Source organism: Alteromonas sp. KUL150 (genome assembly GCF_009811475.1).
In the GTDB taxonomy this organism is placed as follows: Bacteria; Pseudomonadota; Gammaproteobacteria; order Enterobacterales; family Alteromonadaceae; genus Alteromonas; species Alteromonas gracilis.
In genome coordinates, this window is record NZ_BLIJ01000021.1 from 120382 (window position 1) to 137563 (window position 17182).

The window sequence follows — 17182 nt, forward strand, 5'->3', positions numbered from 1 at the left end:
ACGTGATGTCAGAACGAAAGTTTAGATTAGTTACCCGAAGTGATTTTGACGGGCTAGTATGCGCAGTCTTACTTAAAGACTTAGACATGATTGATGATATTTTGTTTGTACACCCTAAAGACATGTAGGACGGCAAAATAGACATCACTGAGAACGACATTACAACTAATTTGCCTTATGTTGAAGGTTGCCATTTAGCCTTTGACCATCACCTTAGCGAAACCGTGCGAAACGCCAGCGATATTGAGAATCATATTATCGATCCTGAAGCACCTTCAGCCGCTCGAGTAGTGTATGACTATTATGGCGGAGCCGAGAAGTTCCCAAATATCTCTGTAGATATGATGGACGGTGTTGATAAAGGCGACTCAGCGCAGTTTTCAAAAGAAGAAATTTTAGAGCCTACCGACTGGGTGCTTATGAATTTCATCATGGATGCGCGCACAGGTCTTGGCCGTTTCAGAGATTTTAAAATCTCTAACTACCAGTTAATGATGAAGCTAATAGATGCGTGTAAAGACCACAGTATTGAAGAAATTCTGCAAATGGAAGATGTGGCTGAGCGCGTAAGTTTGTATCATGAGCACAATGAAATGGCGAAGGCTCAGATAGCTAAGTGCTCTACCGTACACAATAACCTTGTGGTACTCGATTTAACCGAAGAAGAGACCATTTACGCCACGAACCGCTTCGTTATTTACGCCATGTACCCAGACTGTAATATTTCTATTCACAAAATGTGGGGGCTTAAAAAGCAGAACGTGGTGTTTGCAATCGGGAAGTCTATTACCAACCGCACCTCTAATACTAACGTGGGTGAGTTATGTTTGAAGTACGGTGGCGGCGGTCACATGAACGCGGGTACCTGCCAAGTTGAAACCAGCAAAGCAGCCCCCGTGCTTGCTGAGCTTATCGACACCATCACAAGTGACGGCTAACACTAATTAGCATACGGATGGAGGGGCAGAAAAAGTACTCTGACCCCCCAACTTTTATTGAGTTAGCCGCACTTTGAAGAATTCGGCCAGAGTTTTACTGATCACAGGATGCTGGGTATCTTGGTTAAACAGGCAAATGTTGACCTTGCCTAACTTAGGCAGATGCGGGTGGTTCAGTACGGCTAAATTGGCCGGTAGGCTCGATTTTGCTAGTGCAGTCACGCCAAGCCCTTGTTGAATGGCGGCAACCAAACCGCCTAAATCGGCATTGGTGTAGCTGATTTTCCAAGCAAACGTTTGCTGCTTTAATTGTTCAATCACTCGGCTTCTGTACATGCAACCATCTGGCGCTAGCACTAACGGAATGTTATTCCCCACTAACGGGTGAGACGTATCACCTACCCACACCACATCATCTTCTAAAACAACTTCGCCCTCAGTTTCTTCATCTGGATTTACCAGTGCCAGAATTAAATCGAAGTGATCTCGTTGAGACGGGTGAAGCAGATCGCGACTTAGCGCCGACGTTACTTCTAACGATACATCTGGGTAACGCTTCGAAAACTCACCAATTAAGCCCGGCAGTAGGGTAGAGGCAAACTCGTTGGGAATGCCCAAACGCAATCTACCGCTAAGTGGCGCAGGGGTAAGGCTTCTAAAAATGTTGTCGTTAAGCTCTAGTAGCTCTTTAGCTTTTGGGTAAAGCCAGTTTCCATCGGCACTAGGTACATGACGTTGGCCTACTTTGGTGAACAGCTTTCTGTCTAGCTGCGATTCAAGCTTTTTGATTTGCAAGCTAATGGCTGGTTGAGAGCGGCCTAAAAAGTCGCCCGCTTTAGCGTAGCCACCAAGTTCAATAACGCTAACAAAGGTGCGTAAGGTATCAAGGGAAAGCTGTTTCATATTTATCAGATTTATTAATGTAAGTGCTCTTTGTTATTGTATTTGCAAATGTATAGAACTGAAAGCCCGTATTCTTACCTTAGATAAGATTGACGTTGTAAGTTGGATAAAGCGACCATGAATACGCATCATCAACTACCTCAAGACAACGTAGAGTAAGTGTACTCACGTTTATAAATTCACGAATTCAAGCTATTAAATTAGCAAACTAGACTAAGCTGCGCGCAATTGTGATAGGCTTTAGCAAGTAAATATCGATACGATAATTAACCAATAGCAGCAAACAGTTACGCTTCAGCGGCGCTTTTAAAAAATTTAAATCAGCGTGTCGATTTAAGAAGCGTTGCGCATTTAAAGTGAGTTACCTGCGCAAAACGATAAGCTGGCTAAGTATGTAATGAGTAATGTTAACTACGAGAACGTGAATGAACTCTGATTTGTATTTTATTGGCATAGACGGCGGCGGCACCAAATGCAGAGTTATACTACAAGATAAGAGTGGCACGCAGATAGGTGAGGGGATTAGCGGCCCGGCTAATATAATGCGTGACGCAGAACTTGCTAAAACCTCTATATTGGATGGGGTAGGTAAAGCTATTGAGTCTGCTAATACCTACTTTGCTTCACAAAGTAGCAAAACCCCAGTATCACCTATCACGCTATCACAGTGTGTAGTAGCAGCCGGGCTTGCTGGCGCTAATATCAGCACCGCAAAAGCTGGCTTTGAAACATGGGCGCACCCCTTTCACTCGCTTCATATACTAAGTGATTTACATGCCGCCTGCGTAGGTGCTCATAATGGAAAGCCGGGTGCAGTAATCATTGTGGGTACGGGGTCTGCAGGGGCAGTATATTCTAATGGCACATTTACAGATTTAGGCGGGCACGGTTTTCCCATAGGGGACTTTGCCAGTGGCGCTTGGCTGGGTTTAAAAGCTATTCAGCACACCTTACTATGTATAGATAGCATTCGAAGCAAAGACGACCTAGCAAAAAAAGTATGTGCAGAGCTTGGTACCTCAAATGCCGATGAGATTGTGGCTAAATGTGCTGGGTTTAGCACGCATCATTACGCGAGTTTAGTACCCTGTATGCTGCCGCTTTTAAACGAAGGTAATAGCGAAGTTGTTCGCATTTTTAACGAAGGGGCGGAATACTTAGAAACTATGGCGCAGCGTCTTCAAGGTGATAACGGGTATAACCTTGCTTTAATCGGTGGGTTAAGCGATGTTTATGTAGAGTACTTTTCTGAGAAAATCCGAGCGCGCCTGCAAGCATGTGAGTTATCGCCAGAGCAGGGCGCTATCAAGTATGCTCAAGCAATATATGATGGGCAATAGCGTCAGATAAGCATAAATAGGTCACGTGGCAAATCTCGATGCAAGTAATGAGATAAGCGACGAAAAAATCAACGTTATAAGCAGCAAAGAAACAATGCTACAACCGCACTTAATTAGGAAAATGAAAGCCCAATGATGAGAACAATTTTAGCCGAAAACGTTTTGATAAAAGGTAAGTGGGAAAAAGACCAAGTACTCACAATCAAAGAGGGCGTAATTACTCACATCGAAGCACTTTCTGATTCACAAAAAGAGCAACAAGAACATTTAGTGCGGGTGTCTAACAGACTTATTCCTGGGTATATAGACACACAGGTGAACGGCGGCGGTAGCGTAATGTTTAATCACGCACCAACGTTTAAAAGCATAGAAATAATGGCCAAAGCCCATCGTAAGTTTGGTACCACCACATTATTTCCCACGCTTATTACCGATGACATAGCAACCATAGAAAGCGCCGCCAATGCGGTAAGTGAAGCAATAGAAAGCGGCCATCCAAGTGTTGAAGGTGTTCATTTTGAAGGGCCGCATTTAAGCATTGAGAAAAAAGGCGTACACCTTTCGAAATATATTCGCCCGCTTACCGACAGAGAACTCACCACTTATACCCGAAAAGATCTTGGCAAGGTAATGATTACCGTAGCCCCCGAGAATACCTCGTGTGATGTTATTCGAGACTTGGTAAACCATGGCGTTATTGTAGCGCTAGGGCACTCTAATGCATCGTTTGATATTGTTGAAATGGCGATTGAAGCAGGCGCGACTGGGTTTACTCATTTATACAACGCTATGTCGCCGTTTACCTCTCGTGAACCTGGCATGGTTGGCGCAGCGCTTTTAAGCAACAACGCCTGCGGCATCATTGTCGACCATCAGCATTTGCATCCCAAAGTCGTAGAGCTTGCCTTTAAAACCAAAGGGCCATCGCAGTTGATGCTGGTTACCGATGCAATGGCCCATGTAGGTGCTGACGAAGACGTTATCGACTTTTTCGATACGCACATTACTCGTGTAGGAAACAAACTTACTACGCCAGATGGCACCCTTGCAGGAAGCTGCTTAGATATGCACGGCGCGGTTATTAACTGCGTTAATGACATAGGTATTTCGTTAGAAGATGCTAGCTTTATGGCAAGTGCAACACCATCTATTTACATGGGAATTAGCGAAAGGCTAGGAAGTATTGCGGTAGGTCAAAAAGCAAACTTCGTAGAGTTAAGCGAAGACAACGCACTTGCAAATGTTTGGCAAAATGGCGAGGTGTGCGTTTAACTGCTTGCTGATGAAACAACTTACAGTACAGCTGCTAATAAGCATTTAAATACTCCTTTCAACGTACTCGACAAGTGCGCAGAAAGTGCTAGCAGAAAGTACTAAATACAGCCTCAATAAAAAGTAGTTGGCAATTTAATGGTTAACCCTTTTCTAATTACCAGCTATTACCAAAATTGCTTTCAGGTTCGTTGTTCACACTCTATTTCATTGTTCATCCGCCGCGATTTTCATTAAACAAACCTCAACATCAGCAAGCGCTTAAATATTTGCTTTCCTCATGTTTATCCATTAATACATTTACTTTTCAAATGTATTGATAAAAATTTCCAATTTGTTGCATAAACGCTAGCTCACTATACTCAATCTCGTTTTCTACCTTTCAAATTAAAAAGAGTAAGTGGAATGTCTAGTACCACCGCCCTACACGCAAAGCACCTAGAAGCCGGTGCGAAAATGGTCGATTTCTTCGGCTGGGATATGCCAATTAACTATGGTTCACAAATTGAAGAGCATCACGCTGTGCGCCAAGACGCTGGTATGTTTGATGTGTCTCACATGACCATTGTTGACGTAAAAGGCGCTCAAGCCAAAGCGTATCTTCAGTATCTTTTAGCCAACGACGTGGCAAAACTAAAAGACAAAGGCAAAGCGCTTTACAGCGGCATGCTTAACGAAGAAGGTGGTGTTGTAGACGACCTTATCGTTTATCACTTCGACGAAACTAACTATCGCTTAGTGGTGAACTCAGCAACCCGCGAAAAAGACATGAACTGGTTAATGAGCAAAGCAGAAGGCTTTGACGTAACCATCACCGAGCGCCCTGAATTTGCCATGATTGCCGTACAAGGCCCTAACGCAAAAGAAAAAGCAGCCAGCCTGTTCAGCGCAGCGCAAAAAGAAGCGGTAGCGGGCATGAAGCCATTCTTTGGTGTACAAGCAGAAGACTTGTTCATTGCCACCACAGGTTACACCGGTGAAGCGGGCTACGAAATTATGGTGCCAGCTGAGCAAGCACAAAGCTTCTGGCAAGCACTACTAGACGCGGGCGTTAAGCCATGCGGCCTGGGTGCGCGTGACACGCTACGCCTAGAAGCAGGCATGAACCTGTACGGCCAAGATATGGATGAAACAGTATCGCCATTAGCCGCTAACATGGGCTGGACAATTTCATGGGAACCGGCAGAACGCGACTTCGTAGGGCGTAAAGCACTAGAAGCGCAGCGCGAAGCGGGGACTGACAAGCTAGTAGGCTTGGTGATGACTGAAAAAGGCGTGCTGCGTCAAGGTCTTAAAGTGAAAACAGAAAGCGGCGAAGGCGTTATTACTTCAGGTACGTTCTCTCCAACATTAGGTCACTCAATTGCGATGGCACGAGTACCAAGTGATGTTGGTGAAACAGTAGAAGTGGAAATGCGCAAAAAGTGGGTTACAGTAAAAGTGGTTAAGCCCTCCTTTGTACGCAATGGAAAAAGTGTTTTATAAGGCCAATAGCTACTAGGCCCCAAAAGTTAACAGAGAATAACAGGAACGATTATGAGCAACATCCCAACTGATTTACGCTATGCCGCTACGCACGAATGGGTTCGCCCTGATGGTGACGGTGTTTTCACTGTAGGTATTTCTGAGCACGCACAAGGCTTACTTGGCGACATGGTTTTCGTTGATTTGCCAGATGTTGGCGATGCGGTAAGCACTGGCGACGACATCTGTGTTGCTGAGTCAGTAAAAGCAGCGTCTGACGTTTACGCACCAATTTCAGGTGAAATTGTAGCGATTAACGAAGACCTAGAAGATTCACCAGAACTAGTTAACACTGACCCATATGGCGACGGTTGGCTATTTAAAATTAAAGCTGATGATGCAGAAGAAGTAGAAGGTCTACTTGATGCAGAAGGCTACGAAAACAGCATTGACGAAGAGTAATTCGTAACGCTGTTTTGATAGATACATCGTTTAAAAAGGGGCATGAAGATAATTCAGCCCCTTTTTAACTTAAAGATTTAACGCGCCCTTGCGGCAACCATTACGAGTGCTTAACAACGTTATGTCGAATACTTCCCCTACATTGGCTCAACTAGAGCAAAAAGATACATTTATCCGCCGTCACATTGGCCCGGGTAAAGGCGAAATTGAAGAAATGCTGTCTGCGATTGGTGCAAGCTCACTTGACGATTTAATTGAGCAAACGGTACCAGCAGGTATTGCGCTACCAGAGCCACTAAAATGTGGTGAAGGGGCGACAGAAGTTGAAGCATTAAGTGAACTTAAAGCCGTTGCACAAAAGAACAAAATTAACCGTTCTTTCATTGGTATGGGTTACTACGATACTCACGTACCTAACGTTATTCTTCGCAACGTGCTAGAAAATCCAGGTTGGTATACTGCGTACACGCCGTACCAGCCAGAAATTGCACAAGGCCGTTTGGAAGCCATTCTTAACTTCCAACAAGTTACTATTGACCTAACAGGCCTAGAGCTAGCATCGGCGTCATTGCTTGATGAAGGTACGGCTGCAGCAGAGGCAATGGGCCTTGCTAAGCGTGTGTCTAAGAACAAAAAAGCGAATGCGTTCTTTATAGCTAACGACGTTCACCCCCAAACCGTTGACGTGGTAGAAACCCGCGCAGAAATGTTCGGTTTTGAAATCATCAAAGGTGCGGCAGAAGAAGCAGCAGAACACGACGTATTCGGTGCGCTACTTCAATACCCAACCTCTACCGGTGAAGTAAAAGACATCAGCGACATCATTGCAGCAGTACAAGAGAAAAAAGGCATTGTGGCAGTAGCCGCTGACCTTATGAGCTTGGTAATGCTTAAGTCGCCAGGCGAGCTAGGTGCAGACGTGGCACTTGGTAGTGCACAGCGCTTTGGCGTACCTATGGGCTACGGTGGTCCGCACGCGGCATTCTTTGCAACACGCGACAGCTACAAGCGTTCACTACCTGGCCGTATTATTGGTGTAAGTAAAGACACTCGTGGTCGCCCAGCACTTCGCATGGCGCTACAAACCCGTGAACAGCACATTCGCCGCGAAAAAGCGAACTCGAACATTTGTACAGCGCAGGTGCTGCTAGCCAACATGGCAAGCTTCTACGCGGTGTACCACGGCCCACAAGGCCTTAAAACTATTGCCGAGCGCATTCACCGCTTCGCCGACATTCTTGCCACTGGTTTAACCCAGAAAGGCGCAGAGAAAGGTGTAGCTCTTAAGCACAGCACGTACTTCGACACGCTAACCGTAATGGTTAACAACAAAGAAGACGTACTTGCAAGCGCATACGCAAAAGGCATGAACCTGCGCGCTGACCTTGAAGGTGCGGTAGGTGTGTCGCTTGACGAAACCACCACACGTGAAGACATTGTTGCGCTATTCGACGTACTTCTTGGTGAAGAGCACGGCTTAACAGTGGAAGGTCTGGATGCAGAAGTAACCACGCAAGACGTAAAATCTATTCCTGAAGGTTTAGTACGTACTAGCGACTTCCTAACGCACGAAGTGTTTAACAAGTATCACTCTGAAACAGAGATGCTTCGTTACATCAAGAGCCTTGAAAACAAAGACTTGGCGCTTAACCACTCAATGATTTCATTGGGCTCGTGCACCATGAAGCTAAACGCAACGGCTGAGATGATCCCAGTAACATGGGCAGAGTTCGGTCAGCTTCACCCGTTTGCACCACTAGACCAAGCTGCAGGCTATCAAGAAATGATTGCCGAGCTTAGCGAGTGGCTAATTAACGTAACAGGTTACGATGCCCTTTCAATGCAGCCTAACTCTGGTGCGCAAGGTGAATACGCAGGCCTATTGGCTATTCAGCGTTATCACGAAAGCCGCGGCGAAGGTCACAGAAACGTGTGCCTAATTCCAAGCTCTGCCCACGGTACTAACCCAGCGTCTGCGCAAATGGTTAGCCTTAAAGTGGTAGTAGTAGCCTGTGATAGCAAAGGTAACGTAGACCTTAACGACCTTCGCAAAAAAGCGGAAGAAGTGGGTGACAACCTATCGTGCGCCATGATCACATACCCGTCTACCCACGGTGTATATGAAGAAACCGTACGCGAGATTTGTGACATTGTTCACCAATACGGCGGTCAGGTTTACATGGACGGCGCGAACATGAACGCGCAGGTGGGCATTACTTCACCTGGCTTTATTGGCTCAGACGTATCGCACCTTAACCTACACAAAACCTTCTGTATTCCACACGGTGGTGGCGGCCCAGGTATGGGGCCAATTGGTGTTAAGTCGCACCTTGCGCCTTTCTTACCAAACCACACGGTTATTAACGTAGAAACGGCAGGCAAAGACTGTGGTGCAGTTTCGGCAGCGCCATGGGGCAGTGCATCTATTCTGCCTATTAGCTACATGTACATCAAAATGATGGGTAGCGCTGGCCTTCGCCGCGCAACCGAAGTCGCTATTCTTAACGCTAACTATGTGGCTAAGAAGCTAGAAGGGCACTACAAGGTACTTTACAAAGGTAACAACGACCGCGTAGCGCACGAATGTATTGTAGACCTACGCCCGCTTAAAGAAGCAAGCGGTGTAACCGAGGTAGACATTGCTAAGCGCCTAAACGACTACGGCTTCCATGCGCCAACAATGAGCTTCCCTGTAGCGGGTACACTTATGATTGAGCCAACAGAATCGGAAGCGAAGTACGAGCTAGACCGTTTCATTAACGCCATGATTAGCATTCGCCAAGAAATAGCGAAAGTAGAAAGCGGTGAGTGGGATGCCACTGACAACCCACTACACAATGCACCACACACGCTAGCAGACATCTGCGACAGCGACTGGAACCGCAGTTACGACCGCATGCTAGCGGCGTACCCAGCACCAGAAGTACACAGAAACAAGTTCTGGCCAACGGTTAACCGTATTGATGACGTTTATGGCGACCGCAACCTAATTTGTTCTTGCCCTAGTATTGAGAGCTATGTTGAGGAGTAGGGTGGTGTTGTGACAATTAATGAGGTTAGCCGTTAGGAATAATGGGTTTCCCGTTATTAAAGAAGTTCCCCATTAGTACCGCTTCTAGTTTGTTCATTAAAAGCCCTTTCTAGTTTTAGGAAGGGCTTTCTATTATGTCTTCAATTGTTGTGTATGAAGGCTCGTTCACGAATTTAATTAGTCCTCGACCTTAGCAAAGCTAAATCTCAGTTTATATTAGATAAATTTCTAATACTGGGTGCGCTTTACCATCTGTAAACTCAGATGAGGGCATAACTTCAAGCGCTTGTCCTAAAGCCAATTGACTCCACTCTTTCCAACTACCATTTCTAAATTGATTAAAATGTAAATAATAGTCTTTCCCTTGACTCGACCTAGCGAAGAGATAGCTTACACTTTGATGAGGTCTATTTAATATATTTACTGTAATACAGTTGTCTCGTTGGGAAACGGATTCGTCTGTAGAAATAAAATTATCACCTTGGTAAGACTCTGCAAACTTATTACCTTTGATGCTTATTTCGGAAAGTTTTTTAACAGTGTCCGAGAAATTTCTGTAGAAGCTAACCAACTGAGATATTTCATATATATGGTCGTGTACGAAGTCCAATAATAATAAACAGTCTTCTTTAAAGCTTATGGTATAGTTAGTCCTTGAAACTGTGTATGTTATTTCGTCAATTAATTTGATGGCGTGCACAATAGTAATTTTTGAATATCCATTGTTTTTGAATATATCTTGAAATATTTTTGCCGCGCTATTTAAGCATTTGATAGTGTTGACAGGGTCGCTATCTACCGTTTTCTCCATTTTTCTTTTCCAAGCCGCCGCCCGAAATGTTCCTATCACTGCCCGATATTCGCCCTGTTCTTTCCATTTTTTGGTTTCGTTTAAAACTTCTTCGTGCCTACTGGAATAAAGTAGCGATAGAAAGTAACCGATGTAAATACTGTTACCAAATTGAAGAATATCTTTGTCGGCATTAGCCCAGCCGTCTTTGATCAAGGATCTGTATTGGTCCACTGCATCAGGATATTGCCCGATGTCATGGTACAGTCTAGCGAGAAGATATCTGGGTCGAGGTGATTCAGGTGCAATGGCCATAGCTTTCCGATAACAATCTTCAGCGTTCTTAAAATCCTTTAAGCGTTCTAGGATTCTAGCCTTTGCATTACAAATTAGTTCACACTCCTCGTGCAAACTCTCGGTATCTTTAATTCTCCGGTATAATCCGATTATAGCTTCCTGATTACTTCCTTTTTGTTTCTTTAAACATTTTATTACGTCAGTAATGAGAATTTTCAAACTTTCCTTTGTGTCTTCCGGAATATAATCTGTGTGCCACTTTGGGAGTTCATTTTGGCTCTGTCTTGCATCAATTTCATGTGCGAGCGTTCTAAGGTTGGTGATGGTTTTTTGTACTTGACTTCTGATTCGAATATTACTTGGAGAAACTAGTAAAAGCTCTCTCACTGAATCACTCAGCCTATAAAACTCACCATCATCTGAAGAGTTTCGACTAATTAGGCTTGTTCTGGTTAATTCCCCTATTGCTTCAGTGATTTCTTCTATAGTTTTTTTCAAAAGCTCACAAAGTGACATTCGAGACGAGCTACCTTCAACGAATATAGCCTCTAAAACCATGATTGAATTTTCGTTTAATACATCTATTAAGTTTTTGTATGAAAATTCTGCAATTTCTTTGTTGGCAACATTAACTGAGCTAGGAATGTCACGCCCCGTCATTAGAAGATCGATTGACAGTCTAATAGCTAAAGGATTGAAAAAGCACTTCGATGCAATATTAGAATAATCGTCGGAAGTGAGGCTAACGCCTCCTCGTTTATTGTGGTAAGCTCTAGCTAATGCTGAGGCAGACTTATCTTTTAATGTATTGATAGATAAAATAGTAGCGTTGGAAACTGATATTCTACTAGTTAATAACACCTTCCATTTAGGCGGAAGATTGATGTTAAAATCTTCAAATGCATCAGCGTCGTTGATTAAAAGTGTTTCCAAGTTATCTAAGCACAATAGTAATTCTTGATCTTCATATCTAACGACTGCATCATCAAAGCATTTAAATTGTTCTTCAAAAATATCATTGATAGTAAACACAATTTGATTTTTTACTTCTGATATAGTTTCTGCTGAATCAATAGTCTTCAAGCCTTCCGCTGTTAGCTTTTCGAGTTTCATCGTTACATAGACTATGCCCTTGAAGCTTTTGGAAATAGATGGGGATAGAATAAGGTCATGCAATAAGTCTAAAGCTAGCGCTGTTTTTCCCGCGCCTCCTGGAGCAACGAGAGCGACAGTATTAATTCGTTGATTTGTAATTAGGCGCTTAAGCTCATTTGTTTCGCTTTTACGACCGATGAGACCAGTTAAGCCATGGTCAAAGTGTTCAGGAAGATTGTTAGGGATTTGCCAAATAATTTTGTTAATCCACTCCTCAGGAGGGTCATTAATGACACCTTCTTCAGCTGAATTTAAAGACTGCTTGACTCCTTTCAATCCTAATCGTTCTATTACTGGGTCACTAGCTAAGGTGGCTACCCTATACCAATAGCAGTCCCAGAATGGACGATTTGGGTGAGATATGGCATTTCTCACCTCATATATATCTAAGTGGTGAAACAATGACAAAAGATACTTTATTGAGTCGATCATGCTGCTGTCACTGGCTATATCGAGAGCAAAACCAAAGAGCTCGTCTAGATAAGTTGCTTCGACAACATCATTTATTGAAGATTTATTAAAGCGCCGACCTTTAGCAGATTCACGTTGATATATAACTTGCAGCCGTTCATCGTTGAGTAAATCGATATCGCCATCACCAACAAAGCCCCCCAATGCCTCCTCTATATCATGAAGAACCATTGTCGTTTTCCTTTTTGAATCCTTGCTCATTTTAAATGCTTCCTAACATTCGTCCTAGCCAAAATTTTGCTGCCTATATCAATGCCATAAGCTAAAATAAAAGTTCACTTTTGACAAATAAATATGTTCGAGTATTTCTAGGGGAGCAAAAAGAAGACTGTCAGAAGCCACCCTGTAAAATGGACGCGGTGCAAACCGTAAAGCTGGCCGATTGAGGCACGTCTTAATTGTATAGTGTGATTACGACAAATTCGCTTGATGTTGCCAACCTTATTTGAATAAGGTCAAACGTGAGCTTACAACCCTCCTGATTAGAACACGACCGTGTCTAACAACTACCATTGTAATCGCTTAGTCGGCATGTGAGTATCAGCGGCTTTTATCTGTTATTAATAATATTTTCTAAATGTCGTATAAAGTCCCAAAATGGTTACTTTAATAGGTTAAAAGGCACTTAATGTAATCAAACTGGGACTTTATAGTGAAAGGTGTGACTGCCATATTATTAGCAGAAGAGATCGGCGACAGATTCAAGCAAGCCCGACTAAATCGAGACTATTCCACTTAAAATAATCTGAAGTTGCGGAGCTTGCTGATGTCCAACTCCCCTAAGCTGACAATGATTAAATCAACGATGCCAAGAACTTTGTAAAAGGCACGATATCTTGGTTGACGCTGGCTGCTTCCAACACTTGCATATATTCATCTCGTCGTTCGACGGGTACAATTGTCCATGGATAGCCACCAGACGCCATCATTAAATTCATAACAAATCTTCCCATTCTGCCATTGCCGTCAAAGTAAGGATGAATGTAGACGAAAATGAAGTGCCCCAGTACCACTCTGACGGCCGCATTTTTCTCTTCTGCGAGCAGGTCGAAGAGTGTTGGCATCATATCGCGAACCGCTTCTCTACTTGGTGGAGTGTGCATAGATTGACGAATATAGACTGGTCCTGTCCGGTAACCAGCCAAGTCCGACTGCTTAATAATACCAGCAGCCACACTTGGGCCAAATAACGCGAGGTACCAATCGCTGTGTCTCTGTTCCAATACATCGCCAGCGTTCTTACCCTCTAATACCGCTAACACGGCTTTTTTAACTTCCTGAAATGCATTCCAGTAGCCTTTAGCGGCCATGGCATCTAAATGCCTTTTACTTTCGTCAGAACCTTCAGCTTGCCAATTACCAGAGCGAACCAGTTCAATCAATTCGTGAGTCACACGATAGCCTTCAATAGACAGTGAGTGGTATGCGTCTGTAACGTATTTGTCTTCCACTTCGGCCATATAGGTTTTGATATCGACGCTTTGTTGTATTTGTTCAGGGAAGTGAGCGATAACACTTTCACGCATTTGTGCCCACATTAACCTCATTCGATTAACATAGGGTGACACATCACGACGACCAAAGTTTACCTGCACTTTTTCTGTAAATGGCTCTTCTTCCTGTACTTTCAAATCGGCCGCTTGCATGCCCTTTAAGATATTGTCAGCAATCAGATCCCGGCCGATATTTCTAAAGGCGCCCACTAAACGGCCAGCAATCACGCTGTGATTACCTGCAAGTAAAACGGACAATACGTCGGATGCATCTGTCACCATCGATAAGGCAGTACGTATTTGGATGGGCGCATTTTGAAACTGGTTCGCCGAAGAGTAAACAAGTGCAGCCGCTAAGCTATAGACATTTAGCCCTTCCAAGTTTTCAATGTATTCTGTGGCTGGCATGTTCAATCGAACATCAAAAACCGAGGTGTTGTGCAAAAAGGCGGTGGGTTTATTATTGCCTTTAGGCGAACGCACGAGTAATTGCTGAGGCACGGTTCTATCGCCGATATGCAGGCTAATTGATTGTTCAGGTGATAGACACCAGGCATTATCGAATCGCTGTGACAAATAAGCGCCGCAAAAGCCCCAGAAAGAAGTATACCAAGATGTACTGTCACCCGGCTTTTCATCTGGCATCGCCGGTATGTACCAACCCCGGATGACTTCGCGAATAAACCCGTGCTTTAATAGCCGCTCTCGATGCACTCTGCTAAGTTGCTTAGACTGGATGGCAACAGTCCCTGACTCTTGAAGTTGTTGTAACTGCTCGAGCGAATCTGCTAATTTTTGTGATATGTCATTCATGTTCGCTCCAACTATTACTCGTGATACTGGCCAGCTATCAATCCTTATTTATAGGTTTTAGTGTTATATCATCTATAGGTTTTAATGTCTTTTGGTTTATAGGTTTTAATGACTTGTTGTTTTAAGGCTTTAGCGCTTTTCTTATGTCATCGAATTCGATGATGTTAGATAAGGGGCCGGTTTAAGTAATTTTACACTCACGGTCGGGCTTAAACTCTGCTTCATTGAAAGGGCTTGATAATTAAAAGAAGAGTTCCAAAATTGCTCGTGAATATCCGCAGTAATCCGACCAAATTGAATTACTTTATTTATATCAGCGCAGTAAAAAAGCCTTACATTCCGAGAACACTTAGTCTTACCGCTTACTGTTCCTTAGCACCTCGAATCCCCCCATCCATCACAAGCGTCTTAACCAACCCACTTTCATCTTCCATCTCAAAACGAATACTACTCCCGTTCTTAGCAAAAAAACGTCCGCCACCCTCATGAAAATATTCTTCATTTTCAACGTACGGTAAGGCGTTAAGTACAAAACCATTGGCTGTTTTTTCTAGCACCACATCAACACTCACAGGGTTAATTACCACGTAGGTTCCAATGTATTTACTTAATTCCTTTTGGCTTATGGGTACTAACTTCCTAACTTCAGCTTCAGAGTAGCCTACGTTTAACGCTTCTTTTAGCCGTATTTCTAGTTCAGTTATTAACTGCCTACCGTTGTTGCCGTTAGTCATAATGGCGTAGCCGTTGCCCGTATCTAGTTCAATGTATAACTGCGACATAAAACCAGCATCTGCGCCGCCGTGGCCAAAGCCTAGAATCTCCCCGTTGTCATCTATATTGATGAAGAAGCCTATTCCTACATTGGGTGGCTCAATACTCGGCGTATTGTTGGTTAACATTTCTTGCGCGGTAGCTTGCGATATCCAGTCGGTTTTCTGCCCTAAATACGCACTGCGTACGCCGCTTGCCAATTTCAACATGTCTGATGGTGTGCTCCACATACCGGCTGCTGCAAGCGTAGCATAGGTATGGGCGCCACCTTTAATTGGCGCACCGTCGCCGTCATAAGGCGTAGCCATATTGTTTGATAGGTTGGTCGATATGGGTTGTTCGAAGCCAGAACGCGTCATACCTAAAGGTTTAAACAAAAGCCGTTGCGACATGGTTGGCAGGGGCTCGTTAGCTACGTCTTGCAAGGTAAGTTGAGCAAGCGTAGTGCCGCCACCTGAATAACGCATTTGCGTGCCAGGTTGAATATCAACAACAACGGCATCGGTATTGGCGGGAAATGCACCTTCTAGCACCTGCAGTAAAGTAGGCACCGGTTCGCCCGCCGCGTAACCAGGAAAGCCATGTACTGTGGTACCCGCCGTGTGGCTTAACAATCTGCGTAATGAAACAACGTCTTGCCCAGTCCATTCATGTTCAGGCAACTGCCAGCTGGTGAGTAAGGTATTAACATCTGCATCTAAATCTATCGGGTTATCTTGGCGATATTTCATCAATACTGCCGCAAATGCGGGTTTTGAAATACTGCCTGCTTGGAACACCGTGTTTTCATCAATAGCCAATTCAGTGGCTAAATCTTTAACGCCGCTTTGCATGGTCCAAGCTATTTGTCCATTTCTCATAAACGCGACAGATACCCCAGGCACATCATAATGCGCCTGTCTTTGCTCTAAAGATTGGTAATCGACCTCTTGCCCTTCAATTCGAATGCGTTCAGTAAGCCCAGTTTTTAAAAGGTTGGCTTCTTTTGATTCTGCGGCAGCAGAGGGAGAGGCGGACAGGGTTTCAGGCTCTGTACAACCCAATGACGAAGCTAAACAAAACGAAAGTGTTAAAGAGGCGAAGATCTTGTTTGTTTTCATTATGTGTATTCCATTACGAGTGAACGTACCAGAGTACGTTCCTACTATTATTCGGTCAATGCTAACAATTTTATAGTTAAGGCAATCATCATCTAGTCGCCTGTACCTTCCGCAATCTTCTTTCGCAAGTTTGCCAGCCGTGTTTTAAAAGCACCATTTTCAACATTTTCTTCATAGCTCATTGCTAGCGCTTTCTCTCGCATTTCAAGTGCCATGGCTAAATCGCCGTTAGCTTCATAACCGTCTGCCAGGCTGTCGTAGGCATCAGATTTGTTAGGGAAGCGAGCTATATTTTTCTTAAAAATTGCAATGGCAGAGTCAAAGTCTTGTTTGTTTAACGCCGCATAACCCGCGTGGTTTACTGCTTTATATTCTGGCTTTGCTTCAAAAGCGTATTTTGCAGAAAGGTCTTTATAGTATTGCTCTACCGCAGGAATACCTTCTTGTATTATCGCACCTGTTGGGCGTAACGAATTTAGCTGCTTTTGAAGCGCCAAGCTCATACCTGCAAGTGCAGTAGTATTGTGGCTTTCAGATGTATCTAGCTCGGTATCAAAGTTAAACCCTTTTCGTTCGCTGCTATTTAGCAGTTCACCGTAACGTTCGTATGCGCTTAGCATGTTCCCACCTTCGTTACCCATATTGATATAAAGGTATTTGTTAAGGTCGCTATCTGACGCAAAGAACGCTTTTGCCTCTGGAAATATCACTTCGTCGTGCCACCACAAACTTGGGCTAAATGCGAAGTAAGCTTGAAACAGTTCAGGCCGCTCTTGCAGTGCGTATAAGGTAAAAAGGGCGCTTAATGAATGCCCAGAAACAATCGCGTAGTTATTGGTGCGATAGTTTGCCCCTACGTAAGGCTTTAGTTCTTTTTCT

At 44.0% G+C, this 17182-nt stretch carries 10 protein-coding genes and 1 pseudogene; 6 read left to right on the top strand and 5 right to left on the bottom strand.

Features of this window, described 5'->3' with window-relative positions:
* Nucleotides 1-5 precede the first annotated feature (5 nt).
* Nucleotides 6-938 (top strand): annotated as a pseudogene (locus GVO62_RS04570) (exopolyphosphatase).
* A 54-nt stretch (nucleotides 939-992) separates the two neighbouring features.
* Here the strand turns inward: GVO62_RS04570 and GVO62_RS04575 are convergent.
* Entirely contained in the window at nucleotides 993-1841 is an 849-nt protein-coding gene (locus GVO62_RS04575; RefSeq protein ID WP_159117926.1) for a LysR family transcriptional regulator, read from the bottom strand.
* Between the two features lie 425 nt (nucleotides 1842-2266).
* Here GVO62_RS04575 and GVO62_RS04580 point away from each other — a divergent pair, with 425 nt between their 5' ends.
* The 5 genes from GVO62_RS04580 to gcvP all read left to right on the top strand — a co-directional run bounded on the left by GVO62_RS04580 (nucleotide 2267) and on the right by gcvP (nucleotide 9410).
* The gene (locus GVO62_RS04580; protein WP_159117927.1) at nucleotides 2267-3181 is read left to right on the top strand and encodes a BadF/BadG/BcrA/BcrD ATPase family protein; all 915 of its coding nucleotides are present in this window, start codon (nucleotides 2267-2269) and stop codon (nucleotides 3179-3181) included.
* A gap of 132 nt (nucleotides 3182-3313) precedes the next feature.
* Entirely contained in the window at nucleotides 3314-4453 is a 1140-nt protein-coding gene (gene nagA, locus GVO62_RS04585; protein WP_159117928.1) for an N-acetylglucosamine-6-phosphate deacetylase, read from the top strand.
* A gap of 405 nt (nucleotides 4454-4858) precedes the next feature.
* On the top strand, nucleotides 4859-5938 hold the full coding sequence (gene gcvT, locus GVO62_RS04590; RefSeq protein ID WP_159117929.1) for a glycine cleavage system aminomethyltransferase GcvT: 1080 nt from the start codon (nucleotides 4859-4861) through the stop codon (nucleotides 5936-5938).
* A gap of 51 nt (nucleotides 5939-5989) precedes the next feature.
* Nucleotides 5990-6379: a glycine cleavage system protein GcvH gene (gene gcvH / locus GVO62_RS04595; RefSeq protein ID WP_105929648.1), complete on the top strand. Its 390-nt coding sequence runs from the start codon at nucleotides 5990-5992 to the stop codon at nucleotides 6377-6379.
* A 121-nt stretch (nucleotides 6380-6500) separates the two neighbouring features.
* A complete protein-coding gene (gcvP, locus tag GVO62_RS04600; RefSeq protein WP_159117930.1) occupies nucleotides 6501-9410 on the top strand; it encodes an aminomethyl-transferring glycine dehydrogenase in 2910 nt (969 codons plus the stop codon).
* Nucleotides 9411-9621: 211 nt separating this feature from the next.
* Here the strand turns inward: gcvP and GVO62_RS04605 are convergent, their stop codons facing one another.
* From GVO62_RS04605 to GVO62_RS04620, 4 genes are all read right to left on the bottom strand, one after another.
* The gene (locus GVO62_RS04605) at nucleotides 9622-12324 is read right to left on the bottom strand and encodes a tetratricopeptide repeat protein (RefSeq protein WP_236547065.1); all 2703 of its coding nucleotides are present in this window, start codon (nucleotides 12322-12324) and stop codon (nucleotides 9622-9624) included.
* A gap of 593 nt (nucleotides 12325-12917) precedes the next feature.
* On the bottom strand, nucleotides 12918-14429 hold the full coding sequence (locus GVO62_RS04610; protein ID WP_159117931.1) for a Fic family protein: 1512 nt from the start codon (nucleotides 14427-14429) through the stop codon (nucleotides 12918-12920).
* Nucleotides 14430-14791: 362 nt separating this feature from the next.
* A complete protein-coding gene (locus GVO62_RS04615) occupies nucleotides 14792-16303 on the bottom strand; it encodes a serine hydrolase domain-containing protein (protein ID WP_159117932.1) in 1512 nt (503 codons plus the stop codon).
* Nucleotides 16304-16395: 92 nt separating this feature from the next.
* Nucleotides 16396-17182, bottom strand: a 787-nt coding sequence (locus GVO62_RS04620; RefSeq protein WP_159117933.1) for an alpha/beta hydrolase-fold protein, incomplete at its 5' end; no start/stop codon positions are given.